General features: G+C 59.4%; 10 protein-coding genes. 9 read left to right on the forward strand and 1 reads right to left on the reverse strand.

Annotation, left to right across the window (positions count from 1 at the left end):
* Positions 1-19: 19 nt before the first annotated feature.
* The 4 genes from IE127_RS01260 to IE127_RS01275 are packed head-to-tail and all read left to right on the forward strand — an operon-like array spanning position 20 to position 5,551.
* Positions 20-1,111, forward strand: coding sequence for an AI-2E family transporter (locus IE127_RS01260; RefSeq protein ID WP_189422624.1), 1,092 nt, complete (start codon positions 20-22; stop codon positions 1,109-1,111).
* Entirely contained in the window at positions 1,089-1,850 is a 762-nt protein-coding gene (locus IE127_RS01265) for a P-loop NTPase family protein (protein ID WP_189422626.1), read from the forward strand. Before IE127_RS01260 ends, IE127_RS01265 begins: the two co-directional genes overlap by 23 nt.
* Positions 1,843-4,008, forward strand: a complete 2,166-nt coding sequence (locus IE127_RS01270; RefSeq protein WP_244639854.1) for an RNA degradosome polyphosphate kinase — start codon at positions 1,843-1,845, stop codon at positions 4,006-4,008. The genes IE127_RS01265 and IE127_RS01270 overlap by 8 nt, the downstream gene beginning before the upstream one ends.
* Before the next feature lies 1 nt (position 4,009).
* On the forward strand, positions 4,010-5,551 hold the full coding sequence (locus IE127_RS01275; protein ID WP_189422628.1) for a Ppx/GppA phosphatase family protein: 1,542 nt from the start codon (positions 4,010-4,012) through the stop codon (positions 5,549-5,551).
* Here the strand turns inward: IE127_RS01275 and rnd are convergent.
* Positions 5,548-6,717, reverse strand: coding sequence for a ribonuclease D (gene rnd, locus IE127_RS01280; protein ID WP_189422630.1), 1,170 nt, complete (start codon positions 6,715-6,717; stop codon positions 5,548-5,550). The genes IE127_RS01275 and rnd overlap by 4 nt on opposite strands.
* 199 nt (positions 6,718-6,916) lie before the next feature.
* Between rnd and aspS the strand changes: the two genes are divergently transcribed.
* The 5 genes from aspS to pdhA all read left to right on the forward strand — a co-directional run bounded on the left by aspS (position 6,917) and on the right by pdhA (position 14,326).
* Positions 6,917-8,689 (forward strand): aspartate--tRNA ligase, encoded by a 1,773-nt coding sequence (aspS, locus tag IE127_RS01285; protein ID WP_189422632.1) that lies wholly within the window; start codon positions 6,917-6,919, stop codon positions 8,687-8,689.
* A 112-nt stretch (positions 8,690-8,801) separates the two neighbouring features.
* Positions 8,802-10,376: an EAL domain-containing protein gene (locus IE127_RS01290; protein ID WP_189422633.1), complete on the forward strand. Its 1,575-nt coding sequence runs from the start codon at positions 8,802-8,804 to the stop codon at positions 10,374-10,376.
* A gap of 67 nt (positions 10,377-10,443) precedes the next feature.
* The gene (locus tag IE127_RS01295; protein ID WP_280516627.1) at positions 10,444-12,720 is read left to right on the forward strand and encodes an NADP-dependent malic enzyme; all 2,277 of its coding nucleotides are present in this window, start codon (positions 10,444-10,446) and stop codon (positions 12,718-12,720) included.
* 67 nt (positions 12,721-12,787) lie between these two features.
* Positions 12,788-13,165: an FtsB family cell division protein gene (locus tag IE127_RS01300; protein ID WP_189422635.1), complete on the forward strand. Its 378-nt coding sequence runs from the start codon at positions 12,788-12,790 to the stop codon at positions 13,163-13,165.
* A 141-nt stretch (positions 13,166-13,306) separates the two neighbouring features.
* Positions 13,307-14,326, forward strand: a complete 1,020-nt coding sequence (gene pdhA / locus IE127_RS01305; RefSeq protein ID WP_189422637.1) for a pyruvate dehydrogenase (acetyl-transferring) E1 component subunit alpha — start codon at positions 13,307-13,309, stop codon at positions 14,324-14,326.
* Positions 14,327-14,330: the final 4 nt, after the last annotated feature.

The following is a 14,330-nucleotide window of genomic DNA, read 5'->3' on the forward strand; positions in this document are numbered from 1 at the left end:
CGCAAGGGTTGGCCGACCGATGACACTGCGAAACCACGTCCTCATCTGGATCGGTATTTCCATCGTCTTCCTCGGCCTGCTCTGGCTGTTTCGCGGGATACTGCTGCCGTTCGTGGTAGGTGCGGCCTTGGCCTATCTGCTCAATCCCGTCGTAAACTTCGTGCAGCGCGCCCATATTGGCCGCGGTTGGGCAACCGCGGTTGTGCTGCTGATCGTCGTGACGATCCTCGGTGGGCTGCTGCTAATGCTGGTGCCACTGGCCGCTCAGCAGGCCGGCGGCCTGGTCCAGCGGCTTCCAGGTTATGCCTCGAATTTGCAGGAACTCGCACGCGAGTTGGCGCCGCAGTTGACGGACTGGTTGGGCGAAGATCGTGCGGCGCAACTCGAGACCACGATTGCCGACCTGCTTGGCGATCTGGTCGGCATGCTCGGTAGCCTCACGGCAGATATCCTCGCCAGCGGTATGACGCTGATCAGCGTTTTCAGCTTTATCGTCTTCACCCCTGTCGTCGCATTCTACATGCTGCTCGACTGGCAAAAGATGATGCACGGGGCGCAGAGCCTGATGCCCCGGCAGAACCGCGACGAAATTCAGAGAATCATGAGCGACATCGATAAATCGATGGCCGGCGTGATCCGCGGGCAGGGCAGCGTGATCATGATTCTGGCGGCATTTTATGCGACGAGCCTTACATTGACGGGGCTGAACTTCGGCCTTGCGATCGGACTCATTGCAGGCCTTTTCAGCTTTGTTCCATTTGTCGGGTTCGCCATCGGCCTTGTGCTCTCAATGGCTGTGGCCATCGTGCAATTCGGGGAAAACTGGGTAATGATCGCCGTTGTGTTCGGCATCTATATGGTCGGCCAGTTCCTTGAGGGTAATGTGCTGTATCCCAAGCTGGTTGGCTCAAGCATCAACATCAATCCTGTCTGGCTGATGTTCGCGCTTCTGGCTTCGGGCCTCGTATTTGGCTTTATCGGCGTCTTGTTGGCGGTTCCATTGGCTGCAATCGTTGGCGTCCTCGTGCGGTACGCTATCGCCAAATACAGAGCCAGCAGCCTCTATCTCGGAACTTCGGATGAAACCGGTGACGATGCATCGATATCCTGATCGCGGAGATACTCTCGACGCCAATTCGGCGCCGGGTCATCAGCTGATCCTCGATTTCGCGCATCAGCCCTCACTCGCCGCGGACGACTTTATCGTCGGCGAGGGCAATAGCCTTGCCTATGAACGCGTTGCCAGTTTCCCGCATTGGCCAGAGCCGTTGACCGTGCTGTTCGGTGAAGAAAAATCCGGCAAGTCGCATCTTGCCCGTGTCTTCACTGAGTTGTCCGACGCGATCGTGGCGCCTCCGGGGGCGTTGGCTGACTTGGCGCGCTCAGGCGGAACACGTCCCGTGGTCATCGAGGATGTGGATCGTGCCCCAATTGCGGAGGACGCACTTTTCCATCTGCTCAACCAGAGCATGCGGGACAATCGGCCGCTGCTGCTGACCGCGCGAGCGCCAATCCAGCATTGGCCCTATAGTACCGAGGATGTCCGTTCACGCGCCCGTCTCGCCGTAGCGCTAGAATTGCGCCAGACGGACGACATCCAGCTGTCACAGATGTTCGTGAAGTTGTTCGGCGACCGGCAGGTTCAAGTTGATGCAAAAACAATTGCATACCTGGTGGCGCGTATGGAACGCTCGAGTGCCGAGGTTGTAGCCTTGTGTGAACTGATCGACCGTCTCGCGATGCAGCGCGGCACGGCGATTACCCGCAAGATCGCAGCTGAGGCTCTTGAGATACGTCGCCATGCGCGAGATGAGACGGCCAGCAGCTCCGAGGACACAGACGATGAATGAAATGCAAGAGATCACCCACGGCGAGGACGCGGGGCCCGATGCCATTGCATTGCGCCAGAGCCCGGCGCGCTTCGTCAATCGCGAAACCAGCTGGCTGCAGTTCAATCTTCGGGTCCTTGAAGAAGCCAGCAACGAGGCGCATCCGCTGCTGGAGCGGCTCCGCTTCGTGTCGATCTCGGCGAACAACCTCGATGAATTCTATATGGTGCGCGTGGCTGGGCTCATGGGGCAGTTGCGCGCCGGTCTCAGCAAGCAAAGTGCTGACGGCCTGACCCCGGCAGAGCAGCTCGAAGAGATTTCAACGCTCGCTCAGCACCTGCAGCTCGAGCAGCAGGAGCAGTGGCAGATTCTGCGCGAAGAGCTGTTCGAGCAGAACGTCGTCATTCATGAATCCAACGATCTCGGCGAAGAGCAGATCGCCTATCTCGACAAGCTGTTTCGTGACGAGATCTTCCCGGTCCTGACCCCGATTGCTATCGATCCGGCCCACCCGTTCCCGTTCATTCCCAATCTGGGCATGGCGCTGGCGTTCGAGTTGCGCCGGCCGTCAGGAGATTCCTCGCTCACAGCGCTGGTGCGTCTGCCGGCAAATCTCGATCGGTTCATTAACCTGCCGAGTGTTCTCGCCAGTGACGGGCGTAGTGAAACCGTCACTATAGACACTCTGATTAAGCTATTCTTTCACAAGATGTTTCCGGGTCACGAGGTTGTTGGCTCTGGCGCCTTCCGCTTGATCCGCGATAGTGAAATTGAGATCGACGACGAGGCGGCCGATCTTGTCGTGGAGTTCGAAAGCGCGCTGCGCCAGCGCCGTCGTGGCCAGGTCATCCGTCTGGAACTTGAAAAGTCCATGCCGCGCGCCCTCAAGCGTCAGATCAGTGAACAGTTGGGTGTCACGCCAGAGGAAACATTCGAGGTGGAGGGTTTCCTCGGGCTTGCGGATGCATCAGCCATCTGCGGCATCGAGCGGCCGGACCTCAAATTCACCCCGCATCACGCGCGTTTTCCCGAGCGCATCCGTGACTATAACGGAGATAGCTTCGCCGCTATCCGCGCCAAGGACATCCTCGTTCATCACCCGTTCGAGAGCTTCGACGTTGTGGCACAGTTCCTCATGCAGGCGGCCCGCGATCCGGATGTCGTGGCGATCAAGCAGACCCTTTACCGCACCTCCTCTGATAGCCCGATCGTCAAGGCGCTCATCACGGCGGCCGAAGCTGGCAAGTCCGTCACCTGCCTGATCGAACTCAAGGCACGCTTCGATGAAGAGGCCAATATCCGTTGGGCCCGGGATCTGGAACGGGCAGGGGCCCAGGTTGTATTCGGCTTTATCGAGCTCAAGACCCACGCAAAGCTGAGCCAGGTCGTTCGTCGCGAAAAAGGGCGCTTGGTCAGCTACTGCCATATCGGCACCGGCAATTATCATCCGATCACCGCCAAGATCTATACGGATCTCAGCTACTTCACGATCGACCCAATTATCACCCGGGACGTCGCCCGGGTTTTCAACTTCATCACCGGCTATGCCCGTCCCAGCGAGCTCGAGTCTGTTGCCGTATCACCCGTGAATCTGCGCCAGACGATTCTGGACAACATCCAGAATGAGGTGAACTACGCGCGAGAGGGCAAACCGGCGGGCATCATCTTCAAGATGAACTCGCTGGTCGATCCCGAGATCATCGACGCGCTCTACGATGCCGGACAGGAAGGCGTAAAGATCGATCTGATCGTGCGTGGGATCTGCTGTCTGCGTCCCGGCATTCCAGGCTTTTCCGACAACATCCGGGTAAAATCGATTGTCGGCCGCTTCCTGGAACACTCTCGCATCTATTGCTTCGGCAATGGCGAAACCATGCCATCGCGCAAGGCACGGGTGTATATTTCCTCCGCCGACATCATGCAGCGGAATCTCGATGGGCGGGTTGAAGTAATGGTGCCCATCTTCAACCGGACGGTGCACAAGCAGATTCTCGACAAGATCCTGGTTGCGTATCTGCGCGATAACCAGCAGAGCTGGGAAGTGTTGCCGGATGGTAGCTCGCACCGCATCCGGGTTGCGGACGGTGAGGATGTTTTCAATGCGCATGATTATTTCATGACGAACCCCTCTCTGTCCGGGCGCGGCAGTGCCGGCAGTAGAGACGTGGACGAGGTATAACGTGAACCAGTACTGGGGCGTTGACGCCGATCCAACCGCTCAGGGCCGCATTAAGGGCGCGCGCCCGGTGGCGGTTCTCGATATCGGCTCCAACTCTGTCCGCCTTGTCGTCTACGAGCGGCACGCGCGTGCGCTGACGCCTCTTTATAACGAGAAGGCGGCGTGCGCCCTCGGTCGCGGCATGGCAGCCAATGGCCGGCTCGCCGACGCGAATGTCGAGCGCGCCCTCACAGCGATCAAGAGATATGCACTCGTCACCAAGCTGATGCGGGTTGGCAGCGTTTACGTCCTCGCCACCTCGGCGGTACGTGATGCGGCAAATCGCGAGGAGTTTGTCTCCGCCGTCGAAGAGATCATGGGCACGCCGGTGACTGTGCTGTCCGGCCAAGATGAAGCGCACTTCGCGGCGCTCGGAGTGGTCGCGGGAGACCCCAATTTTGATGGCACAGTGGGCGATCTTGGCGGCGGAAGCCTTGAACTCGCGAAGATCAGCCGTGGCGTCGATACAGAGGGCGAAACGTTTGAGCTTGGTGTCATCCGCCTTCAGGACGATAGCGACGGCTCGCCGGTTAAGGCCGCATCTATCGTTGCAGAGCGGCTGGACAAGTCTCTGCTCCGTGCAAACGGCGCGCGCCCGATTTTCTGCGCAATCGGCGGGACCTGGCGCGCATTAGCGAAGCTTCATCAGAACCTTGGCAACTATCCGCTGCACATGGTTCAGAACTACCACGTACCAGCAAGTGAAATACGCGATCTATGCGCCGAGATCGTCAAGCAGTCGAGCAAAGGCAAGTCGTATCCGGGGGCGGATTACACCTCGTCCTCGCGTAGAGACCTCGTGCCGTACGGTGCTGCCGTGCTCGGAGAAATCCTGCGTGCAGGAGCCTTCGAGCAGGTCTCCTTTTCAGCCCTTGGTGTTCGCGAGGGCTATCTCTACGGGCACTTGAAGCCGCGCGAGCAGACAGTCGATCCGCTGTTGCAAGGTGCCGAGGAAATGTCGGTCTTGCGCTCGCGGTCGCCGGCGCATGCGCATGATCTTTTTGAGTTCACTTCGAAATTTTTCTCAGCGGCCGAATTTGGCGAGACTGAAGCGCAGCGGCGCATGCGCCGTGTAGCATGTCTCGTCGCCGACATAGGCTGGCGCGCGCATCCGGATTATCGCGCTGAGCAAAGCATCGATGCCGTGGCGTACAGTTCCTTGACCGGAATCGACCACCAGGGCCGCGCCTTCCTGTCAGAGATTCTGGCGGTCCGCTACGCGGGAATTAAGCACAAGAACGTTCAGCCAGCGGTTCTGGCGCTGCTCTCGGCCGAAGAACAAAAGCGTGCCAAGCTAATCGGCGCACTCTATCGCGTAGCCTACCCGATGTCAGCGGCGATGCCTGGGGTATTGCCGCGCGTAGACATCAGGATTGAAGACAAGACTTTGGTTCTGGCATTGCCGACTGACCTGGCGTTCCTCGCAGGGGACCACCTGCAAGGTCGCCTGACCCAATTTGCCGGCGTTGCCGGGATTGATGAGTGCGCCATAAAAATCGACTAGACGCTGCTCTCGCTGCCATCGAGTGGCACTTCGACAATTCCGTCGGGCGTCGCGGCCAACCCAATTCTACCGTGCTTGATCGCGAGCGCTTTCTCGCCGAACAGGCTCCGCCGCCAGCCCCGGAGGGCCGCCACATCTGCATCGTCGTCAAGCACCAGCGCATCGATGTCATCGGACGTGGCGATAATGCGCGCCGCAACATCGTTCTGCTCGGCCACTGCCTTCAGCAACACGCGGACCAAGTCTCCCACGGCCCCCTTTGGTGAAGGCCCGCGGTAGCGCTCCGGCAGTTGCGGCAGCTCATCCTTACCAAGGCTCTCGACTTGGCCAAGCAGTGCCATGATCTCCGCCGCCTGCGCGCTCCGTCCGAAGCCGCGGGGCACCGCACGGAGCTTTTCGAAGTCTTCCGGCGTAAGCGGACGCTGTACCGCGAGTTCATACAGCACATCATCTTTGAAGATGCGGTTGCGGGGTTGGTCCATTTCCTGGGCTCGGCGCTCTCGCCATGCCGCCAGCCGCTTCAGCGCGGCAAGTTCGCGCGGCCGGTTGATCTTCAGCTTCAACCGCTCCCAGGCGCGATCCGGCTGAACAACATAGGTGTCGATGTTGCGCAGCACCGACATCTCGTCTTCCACCCAGTCCTGGCGCCGCGTGTCACGAACCTTGTCCCGAAGGGCAAGATATATGTCGCGAAGATGCGTAACGTCGGCAAGCGCATAGCGCCGCTGCTTCTCGCTGAGCGGGCGTGCCGCCCAGTCCGTAAAACGTGAGGATTTGTCGAGCGACACCTTTGTGATCGAGCGTACGAGATTGTCGTAAGAGACACTGTCGCCATAGCCACAGACGCTGGCGGCGATCTGTGTGTCGTAAATGTTCTTCGGCACCCTACCGGTCAGCTTGACGAAGATCTCGATATCCTGGCGAGCGGCATGGAACACTTTCACCAGCGAAGGAGACTCAAGAAGTTCGAAGAACGGCGTCAGATCCATCCCTTTCGCCAGAGGATCGATCAACACAGCTTCATCAACTGTCGCAGCCTGCAAAAGGCACAGCTTTGGCCAGTAGGTGGTTTCTCGCAGAAACTCTGTATCCACCGTCATGAAATCGTGGCTCGGGGCCCGATCGCAAAATTCGGCCAGTTCCTCCCGTGACGTAATCACGTCCATGCAGTTATCCGTATTTTTGAGCTCTTTCATCCTACCTAACAGGGGGAGCCTTGCCCCGCCAAGAAGGAACTTGGCCGGATTGTGGCCGTCAAAGCGTCTGACGTCCGGCTCCGTCGGACGCTCTCCTTGACAATCTGCCTCTTGCATGCGCTTTTCCGCCGCGAGATTCCGGCCTTTTTCATCTGGTTCCGATATGACAATGCACCGCTACCGCTCCCACACCTGTGCCGCCCTGCGTTCGAGTGACGCCGGCAATCCGGTTCGCCTGAGCGGCTGGGTTCATCGCGTTCGCGACCATGGCGGCCTTCTGTTCATCGACCTTCGCGATCATTACGGAATGACGCAATGCGTCGTTGATCCCGACTCGGCAGCCTTCGCAGACGTCGAGAAGGTCCGCTCCGAGTGGGTGGTAAGGATTGATGGCGAGGTGAAGCCACGTGCTCCCGAGGCGGTAAACTCCAACCTGCCGACCGGCGAGATCGAAGTGTTCATTCGCGAGATCGAGGTGCTGTCGTCGGCGAAAGAACTACCGCTGCCGGTATTCGGCGAGCCCGACTATCCCGAAGAAGTTCGTTTGCGGTATCGCTTCCTCGATTTACGGCGCGAGACGCTGCACGCCAACATCGCGAAGCGCAGCCGCATCGTCGCCGAAATGCGTCGGCTCATGAATACTGCGGGCTTTGCCGAGTATTCGACGCCGATCCTGACCGCCTCGTCGCCGGAAGGCGCGCGCGATTTTCTGGTACCGAGCCGTCTGCACCCGGGCAAGTTCTTTGCCCTCCCGCAGGCGCCGCAGCAATACAAGCAATTGCTGATGGTGGCCGGTTTCGACCGTTACTTCCAGATTGCGCCATGTTTCCGCGACGAGGATCCGCGTGCTGATCGCCTGCCGGGCGAGTTCTATCAACTCGATCTGGAAATGAGTTTTGTTACCCAGGAAGACGTTTGGGACACGATGACGCCGGTCATCACCCAGGTGTTCGAGCAGTTCGCCGAGGGCAAGCCGGTCACCAAGGATTGGCCGCGTATCCCGTACGAAACCGCGATCCGCAAGTACGGCTCGGACAAGCCCGATTTGCGCAACCCCATAGAGATGCAACCCGTAACGGAGCATTTCGCCGGCTCGGGTTTCAAGGTTTTTGCAAACCAGATCGCTGCTGACGATGCAGTCGAAGTTTGGGCTATTCCGGCGCCGACCGGCGGCAGCCGCGCTTTCTGCGACCGGATGAATGCATGGGCGCAGGGGCAAGGGCAGCCGGGGCTTGGCTACATCTTCTTCAAGGAAGGGCAGGGCTCCGGACCAATTGCCAAGAACATTGGCGAAGAGCGGACCGCCGCAATCCGTGAGCAACTCGGCTTGTCGGATGGCGATGCCGTTTTCTTCGTGTGCGGGCGTCCGGACAAATTCTACAGGTTTGCCGGCGAGGCGCGCACCCGCGCCGGCACCGAACTGGACCTCGTTGATAAGGATCGCTTCGAGCTCTGCTGGATTGTCGATTTCCCGTTCTACGAGTGGGACGAAGAAGAAAAGCGCGTCGACTTCGCGCACAATCCATTCTCCATGCCGCAAGGGGGCCTCGAGGCCCTGAACAACGCCGACCCGCTGACGTTGAAGGCGTATCAGTATGATGCCGTCTGCAATGGCTACGAAATCGCGTCGGGCTCGATACGTAATCAGGAGCCGGAGACCATGCTGCGTGCCTTCGAGCTCGTTGGTCTCTCCCGCGAGGATGTGGAAAGCCAGTTTGGCGGTCTCTACCGGGCCTTCCAGTACGGCGCGCCGCCGCATGGTGGCGCCGCGTTCGGCATCGATCGCATCATCATGCTTCTCTGTGGTGCTGAGAATCTGCGCGAGATCACCCCGTTCCCGATGAACCAGCAGGCCGAAGACCTGTTGATGGGAGCACCTTCGGAGCCGGCACCCAAGCAGTTGCGAGAGCTTCACCTGCGCGTCAATCCGCCGTCGAAGTAAACAGCGGGCGCGTGCGACAGCGCCTCAGTCGAAATTGTGGAATGTTTGCGGAAGCTTAATGCCTGACACCTCATAGTCAGGCAAAAGGCTTCTGCACCACAGGCGGCTCCGTTTGCACTCTCGCTATTCCAACACTCTTACGCTGGTTAGCGCAATTCTGGCATTCCTGCCGATACTTGCAGTCGATGTCCTGATCGACAACCACGTGCATACCAGCTCGACCAATCGGCTGCAGGAGCGTGCCGATATGCTGGCCGCCAGCGTCCACGACAATGTGGTTGGCGTGCTCGACAGTCTGCAATCTCTGGTCGCAGATGGCGCCTCCCTGTGCACCTCCACATTCGTTGACCAGGCACAGCGTGAAGTCCAGGGCAGTGTGGCCCTCAAGCAGATCACGGTCGAGAATGCAGATCGTGTTCTTTATTGTGATGCCTTCCAGAGCGACTTCACCTATTCGCCTGTTTCAGAGCCTTTTCCACTGCCCGGTCGCGCCGAGTCGCTGCAGCTCGTGATGATCGATACCTACGAGCGGCCGGTCTTCAAACTGTCGCTGCCGGTCGGCGCAGACCGTGTCGTCTCTGCTTTCGTGCCGTCTTTGCGCCAGAGCCTCGCTATGCTGGGCGGCGATCTGCAAGACGCCACCGCCATTCGCCTCGTTCTCGCCGATGGTCGGCAGGTCAACAGCTATGGTGACATGGCCATCATGGAGTCCAGCGACGCGGTAAAGGCGAATGCATACGTCGAAGAATTGCCGCTTACGCTCGAGGCTGCTGCGTCCTTTCCGCACCTGCGCGCAGAATATGGCGATCTCGACGTCGGCCTTACGGTCGTCACCGCCTTACTGTGCGCGGCGTTCCTGTTTCTGTCGCTGCAATACGTGCGGAGCACGCAACCGCCCGTCTTCAATCTCGAACGCGCCATCTCTCGTGGTGAAATCAAGCCGTACTACCAGCCAGTGATCAATCTGCGCACCGGTGAATTGCTCGGCTGCGAAGTGCTTTGCCGCTGGGTCCGGCGCAACGGTCAAGTCATCCCCCCGGGCCAGTTTATTGAGCAGGCCGAAGCGTCTGGCCTTGCTGTGCCGATGACTCTTTCGCTGATGGAGCAGGTCAAGGCCGACCTTGGCGAGGTAGCCGAGCAGCGCCCGCAAATGAAAATTGCCATAAACCTGTTCGATGGGCACTTCCGCGATGCCTCGATCGTCGACGACGTCCAGGCCATTTTCAGCAATTCCTCGATCCGCTATGGACAGCTGGTCTTTGAGATCACCGAGCGTCAGCCGATCCAGCAATCGCTGCAGAGCACCAGTGTGATATCGGGGCTGCACGCGTTGGGCGCGCGCCTCGCGATGGATGATGTCGGCACCGGCCACTCCAACCTTGCGTTCATGGCGACTCTTGGCGTCGACATCATCAAGATCGACCGCGTGTTCATCGACATGATCAAACCAGGCGTCTCGCAGGTGCCTGTGCTCGACGGGCTCATTACCATGGCCCGAGATCTAGATACCGAGATCGTCGCAGAGGGCGTCGAGACCGCTGAGCAGGCGCTTTATCTGCGGTCGCGCGGCGTCTACCAGGCACAGGGCTTCCTGTTCTCGCCCGCGTTGAAAGCATCTGCTTTCCTGGAGCTGACGAAAGCCCTTCCGACGCCGGGCTATGATAGCCCGCAGATGTCTGCCGCCTGACAAGCAAGGTCTTTCATCACGCCGAAAATAGTGGCACCTAACGGACCACGATAGTCCGGAGGGGATCATGGCCAGCGAGATGAACGAGCAGACGCGGGCATTGCGAGAAGCTGCGCTGCACTTTCACGAATACCCGAAGCCCGGCAAGCTTGAGGTCAATCCTTCCAAGCCCCTCGGCAACCAACGTGATCTGGCGCTCGCCTATTCCCCAGGCGTTGCGGCGCCGTGCGAAGAGATCGCCCAGAATCCCGAAGCTGTCACGCGTTACACCTCCCGCGGCAATCTCGTTGCCGTCATCTCCAATGGCACTGCGGTTCTGGGCCTCGGTAATATCGGCGCGCTCGCCTCGAAGCCGGTGATGGAGGGCAAGGCGGTGCTCTTCAAGAAATTCGCTGGCATCGATGTGTTCGATATCGAGATTGATGAAACGAACCCCGCCAAGTTCATCGAATCGGTCGCCCCGCTCTGGCCGACCTTCGGTGGCATCAACCTTGAAGACATCAGGGCGCCGGACTGCTTCGAGATCGAAGAGGCCCTGCGGGCGCGCATGCCGATTCCCGTCTTTCACGACGATCAGCACGGTACCGCCATCATTGTGGGGGCTGCGGTTCTCAACGGGCTGGAACTCGCCGGCAAGCGCATCGAGGACGTCAAGATCTGCACCTCTGGCGCTGGTGCTGCTGCCATCGCATGCCTCAACGTCCTTCTCGCCCTCGGCGCGAAGCAGGAGAACATCTGGGTCGGTGACAAGGATGGGCTGCTCACGGAGAACCGCACCGATCTGAGGGATCGCTGGCGCGGCCAGTTCGCGCAGAAAAGCGATGCCACAACCCTTGCTGAAGTTATCGATGACGCGGACATTTTCTTGGGGCTGTCGGCACCGGGAGTGCTCAAGCCGGAAATGCTGCAGAAGATGGCAGACCGGCCCCTGGTTCTGGCCTTGGCCAATCCAGTGCCGGAGATCATGCCCGAGCTGGCCAAGCAGACGCGTCCCGATGCCATGGTGTGTACCGGACGGTCCGATTTTCCGAATCAGGTCAACAATGTCTTGTGCTTCCCGTTCATCTTCCGCGGTGCTCTCGATGTCGGTGCAACAACGATCAACGAGGAGATGAAGCTGGCGGCGGTGCGCGCTATTGCCCAGCTTGCGCACGAGCCGGGGCTTGAAGTCTCGCCAACCGGCGAGCCGGCCGTTTACGGGCCGGAACACATCATCCCGAATCCGTTCGACCAGCGGCTAATTCTGCGCATCGCCCCCGCAGTCGCCGAAGCAGCGATGCAAAGCGGGGTCGCGAAACGTCCCATCGAAGATCTTGCGGCCTACCGAGACAGCCTGACGCGTTTCGTTTTCCGGTCTGGCCTCGTCATGAAGCCCATCATCGATATGGCACGTGGCAAGGACAAGCGGATCGCCTTTGCCGACGGTGAAGAAGAGCGCGTGCTGCGCGCCACACAGGTTCTCTTGGAAGAGCAGATTGCACGCCCGATCCTGATCGGCCGCCCCAGCGTCATCGAATCGCGGATAGAGCGGTTCGGCTTGAAACTCAGACCGGGCAAAGATTTCGAGGTGATCAATCCCGAAGACGATCCGCGTTATCGTGACTACGTCTCGCTGTTCCACTCGCTGGTTGGTCGCGATGGGGTTACGCCGGAGACCGCCCGCACAATCGTGCGGACCAATACCACGGTGATCGGCGCCCTGGCGGTCAAGCGCGGCGAAGCCGACGGGCTGATTTGCGGACTGCAGGGCCGCTACATCAAGCATGTGCGTGACATTCGCTCAATCATTGGCCTGCAGAATGGTGTCACGGATGTGTCCGCCATGTCGATGCTCATCCTGCCGCAAGGCGTATTCTTTCTCGCCGACACCTATGTGAGCATGAACCCGAGTGCGGACGAGATCGTCGCGATCGCACTTCAGGCTCGGGACCACCTGCAGCGCTTCAGCATCGAGGCCAAGATCGCTCTATTGAGCTACTCGAACTTTGGTTCTCGCGACGGCGAAAGCGCGTTCAAGATGCGGGAGGCTTATCAGAAGCTGAAGACGATCGCACCGGATCTGGTCGTTGAGGGTGAGATGCAGGGTGACGTCGCGCTCAACCACGATCTTCGTGAACGTTACATTCCCGATTCCGTGCTTACCGGCGAGGCGAACCTTCTGATCTTCCCGGATCTCGATGCTGCGAACCTGTCCATGACCTTGCTGAAGGAAATGAACGGCGGGCTTTCGGTTGGGCCGCTCTTAATGGGCACCAGCGCGCCAGCGCATATACTTGCGCCATCGACGACAAGCCGTGGCATCGTCAACCTCGCGGCGATCGCGGCGACAGAAGCCTTGGGATAGCGTGGGCGCAACCGCAAGTTAACCGCTCAAGGGTAGGGTAGGGCATCTGCCACGCAGGTTGTAGCATATGCCCACCCGCCTCAAACGCCCCCCATTCTGGCGCCATCTGGCCCTTACAGCCGGTATGATCGCCTTTCTCGGTTACCTCGGATATTCCGCAGTCAATGGCCAGTTTGGCACCGACAGCCGCGAGGACATGGTCATCGATATGGCGACGCTGGAGGCACGCAGCGCGGCCCTGCAAGCCGAGATCGATTCTTATCGCCATCGCGCAACCCTTTTCGATGCCAACAGGCTGGACCCGGATATTCTCGATGAAGGGGCTCGCGCCCAGCTGAGCATGGCGCACCCCGACGACCTGCTGGTCATGGTCGATCCATCCTCAGGTGAACCAAAATACGGTTCACTACAGGAATTATCCGGAGATCAGTTAACTGATAACTAGATAGCAGTTTCAAGGGCTTGTGCGGCGTTGGCGGCTGCAACACCACGTTGCGGACGGCCCCACGCTTGCGCTAACCTGCATATGGGTGTCCAATCCACACTCATTTCCATACTCCGGCCCATTGCACATGGAGCGTAACTAATGGCGCGTAAGGCGGCGGCCTCAAAGGCCAAGGCGCAGTCCAACCTGCCCGAACTGACAGAAGATCAGGAAAGGCAGGTCTACAGGGACATGCTGCTTGTGAGGCGGTTTGAGGAGAAGGCCGGCCAGATGTACGGCCAGGGCCTGATCGGCGGCTTTTGCCACCTCTATATTGGTCAGGAAGCGGTTGTGGCCGGTGTTACGCTAGCCAGCCGCAAGGGCGAAGACGCACAGATAACCGGCTATCGCGATCACGGGCACATGCTGGCCATGGGCCTCGATCCGAAAGGGGTGATGGCCGAGCTGACCGGACGGCAGGGCGGCCTTTCCAAGGGGAAGGGCGGCTCCATGCACATGTTCTCAAACGAACATCGGTTCTACGGCGGCAATGGTATCGTTGGCGCTCAGGTTTCGCTTGGCACCGGTCTCGCCTTCGCAGCGAAATATCGCGGCGAAGACACCGTCAGCCTTACTTACTTTGGTGACGGAGCTGCCAATCAGGGCCAGGTCTACGAGAGCTTCAACATGGCCAAGCTCTGGAAGCTCCCGATTGTCTACATCATTGAGAACAACAAGTACGCCATGGGCACATCGGTTGAGCGGTCGGCAGCGACCACCGATTTGTCTCAGCGCGGCCTCAGCTTTGATATTCCGGGCGAGCAGGTGGATGGGATGGACGTCCGCATGACGTTCGATGCCGCCAAGCGCGCCATCGAGCACGCTCGCGAGGGGAACGGCCCCTATATCATCGAAATGCTCACCTACCGCTATCGCGGCCACTCGATGTCCGATCCGGCTAAGTACCGCACGCGGGACGAAGTCACGCAGTACCGGCAGGAACGCGATCCGATTGAGCAGGTAAAAGCCCGCCTGATCGAGAAGAAGTATGCGACCGAGGACGAGCTCAAGGAGATCGAGAAGGAAATTCGCGCGATCGTCACTGAAGCCGCCGAATTTGCGACCAATGAGCCCGAGCCCGATGCGTCCGAACTATGGACCGACATCACCATCGCCAACTGATTTC

The sequence above is a fragment of the Devosia pacifica genome (assembly GCF_014652635.1).
Taxonomy (GTDB): Bacteria; Pseudomonadota; Alphaproteobacteria; order Rhizobiales; family Devosiaceae; genus Devosia; species Devosia pacifica.

What these genes read in the sequence shown, in the direction of transcription:
- IE127_RS01270 (WP_244639854.1), top strand. Translation starts at nt 1,843, where the DNA reads ATGAATGAAATGCAAGAGATCACCCACGGCGAGGACGCGGGGCCCGAT.
- IE127_RS01295 (WP_280516627.1), top strand. Translation starts at nt 10,444, where the DNA reads ATGGCCAGCGAGATGAACGAGCAGACGCGGGCATTGCGAGAAGCTGCG.
- aspS (WP_189422632.1), top strand. Translation starts at nt 6,917, where the DNA reads ATGCACCGCTACCGCTCCCACACCTGTGCCGCCCTGCGTTCGAGTGAC.
- pdhA (WP_189422637.1), top strand. Translation starts at nt 13,307, where the DNA reads ATGGCGCGTAAGGCGGCGGCCTCAAAGGCCAAGGCGCAGTCCAACCTG.
- rnd (WP_189422630.1), bottom strand. Translation starts at nt 6,717, where the DNA reads ATGGACGTGATTACGTCACGGGAGGAACTGGCCGAATTTTGCGATCGG.
- IE127_RS01260 (WP_189422624.1), top strand. Translation starts at nt 20, where the DNA reads ATGACACTGCGAAACCACGTCCTCATCTGGATCGGTATTTCCATCGTC.
- IE127_RS01300 (WP_189422635.1), top strand. Translation starts at nt 12,788, where the DNA reads ATGCCCACCCGCCTCAAACGCCCCCCATTCTGGCGCCATCTGGCCCTT.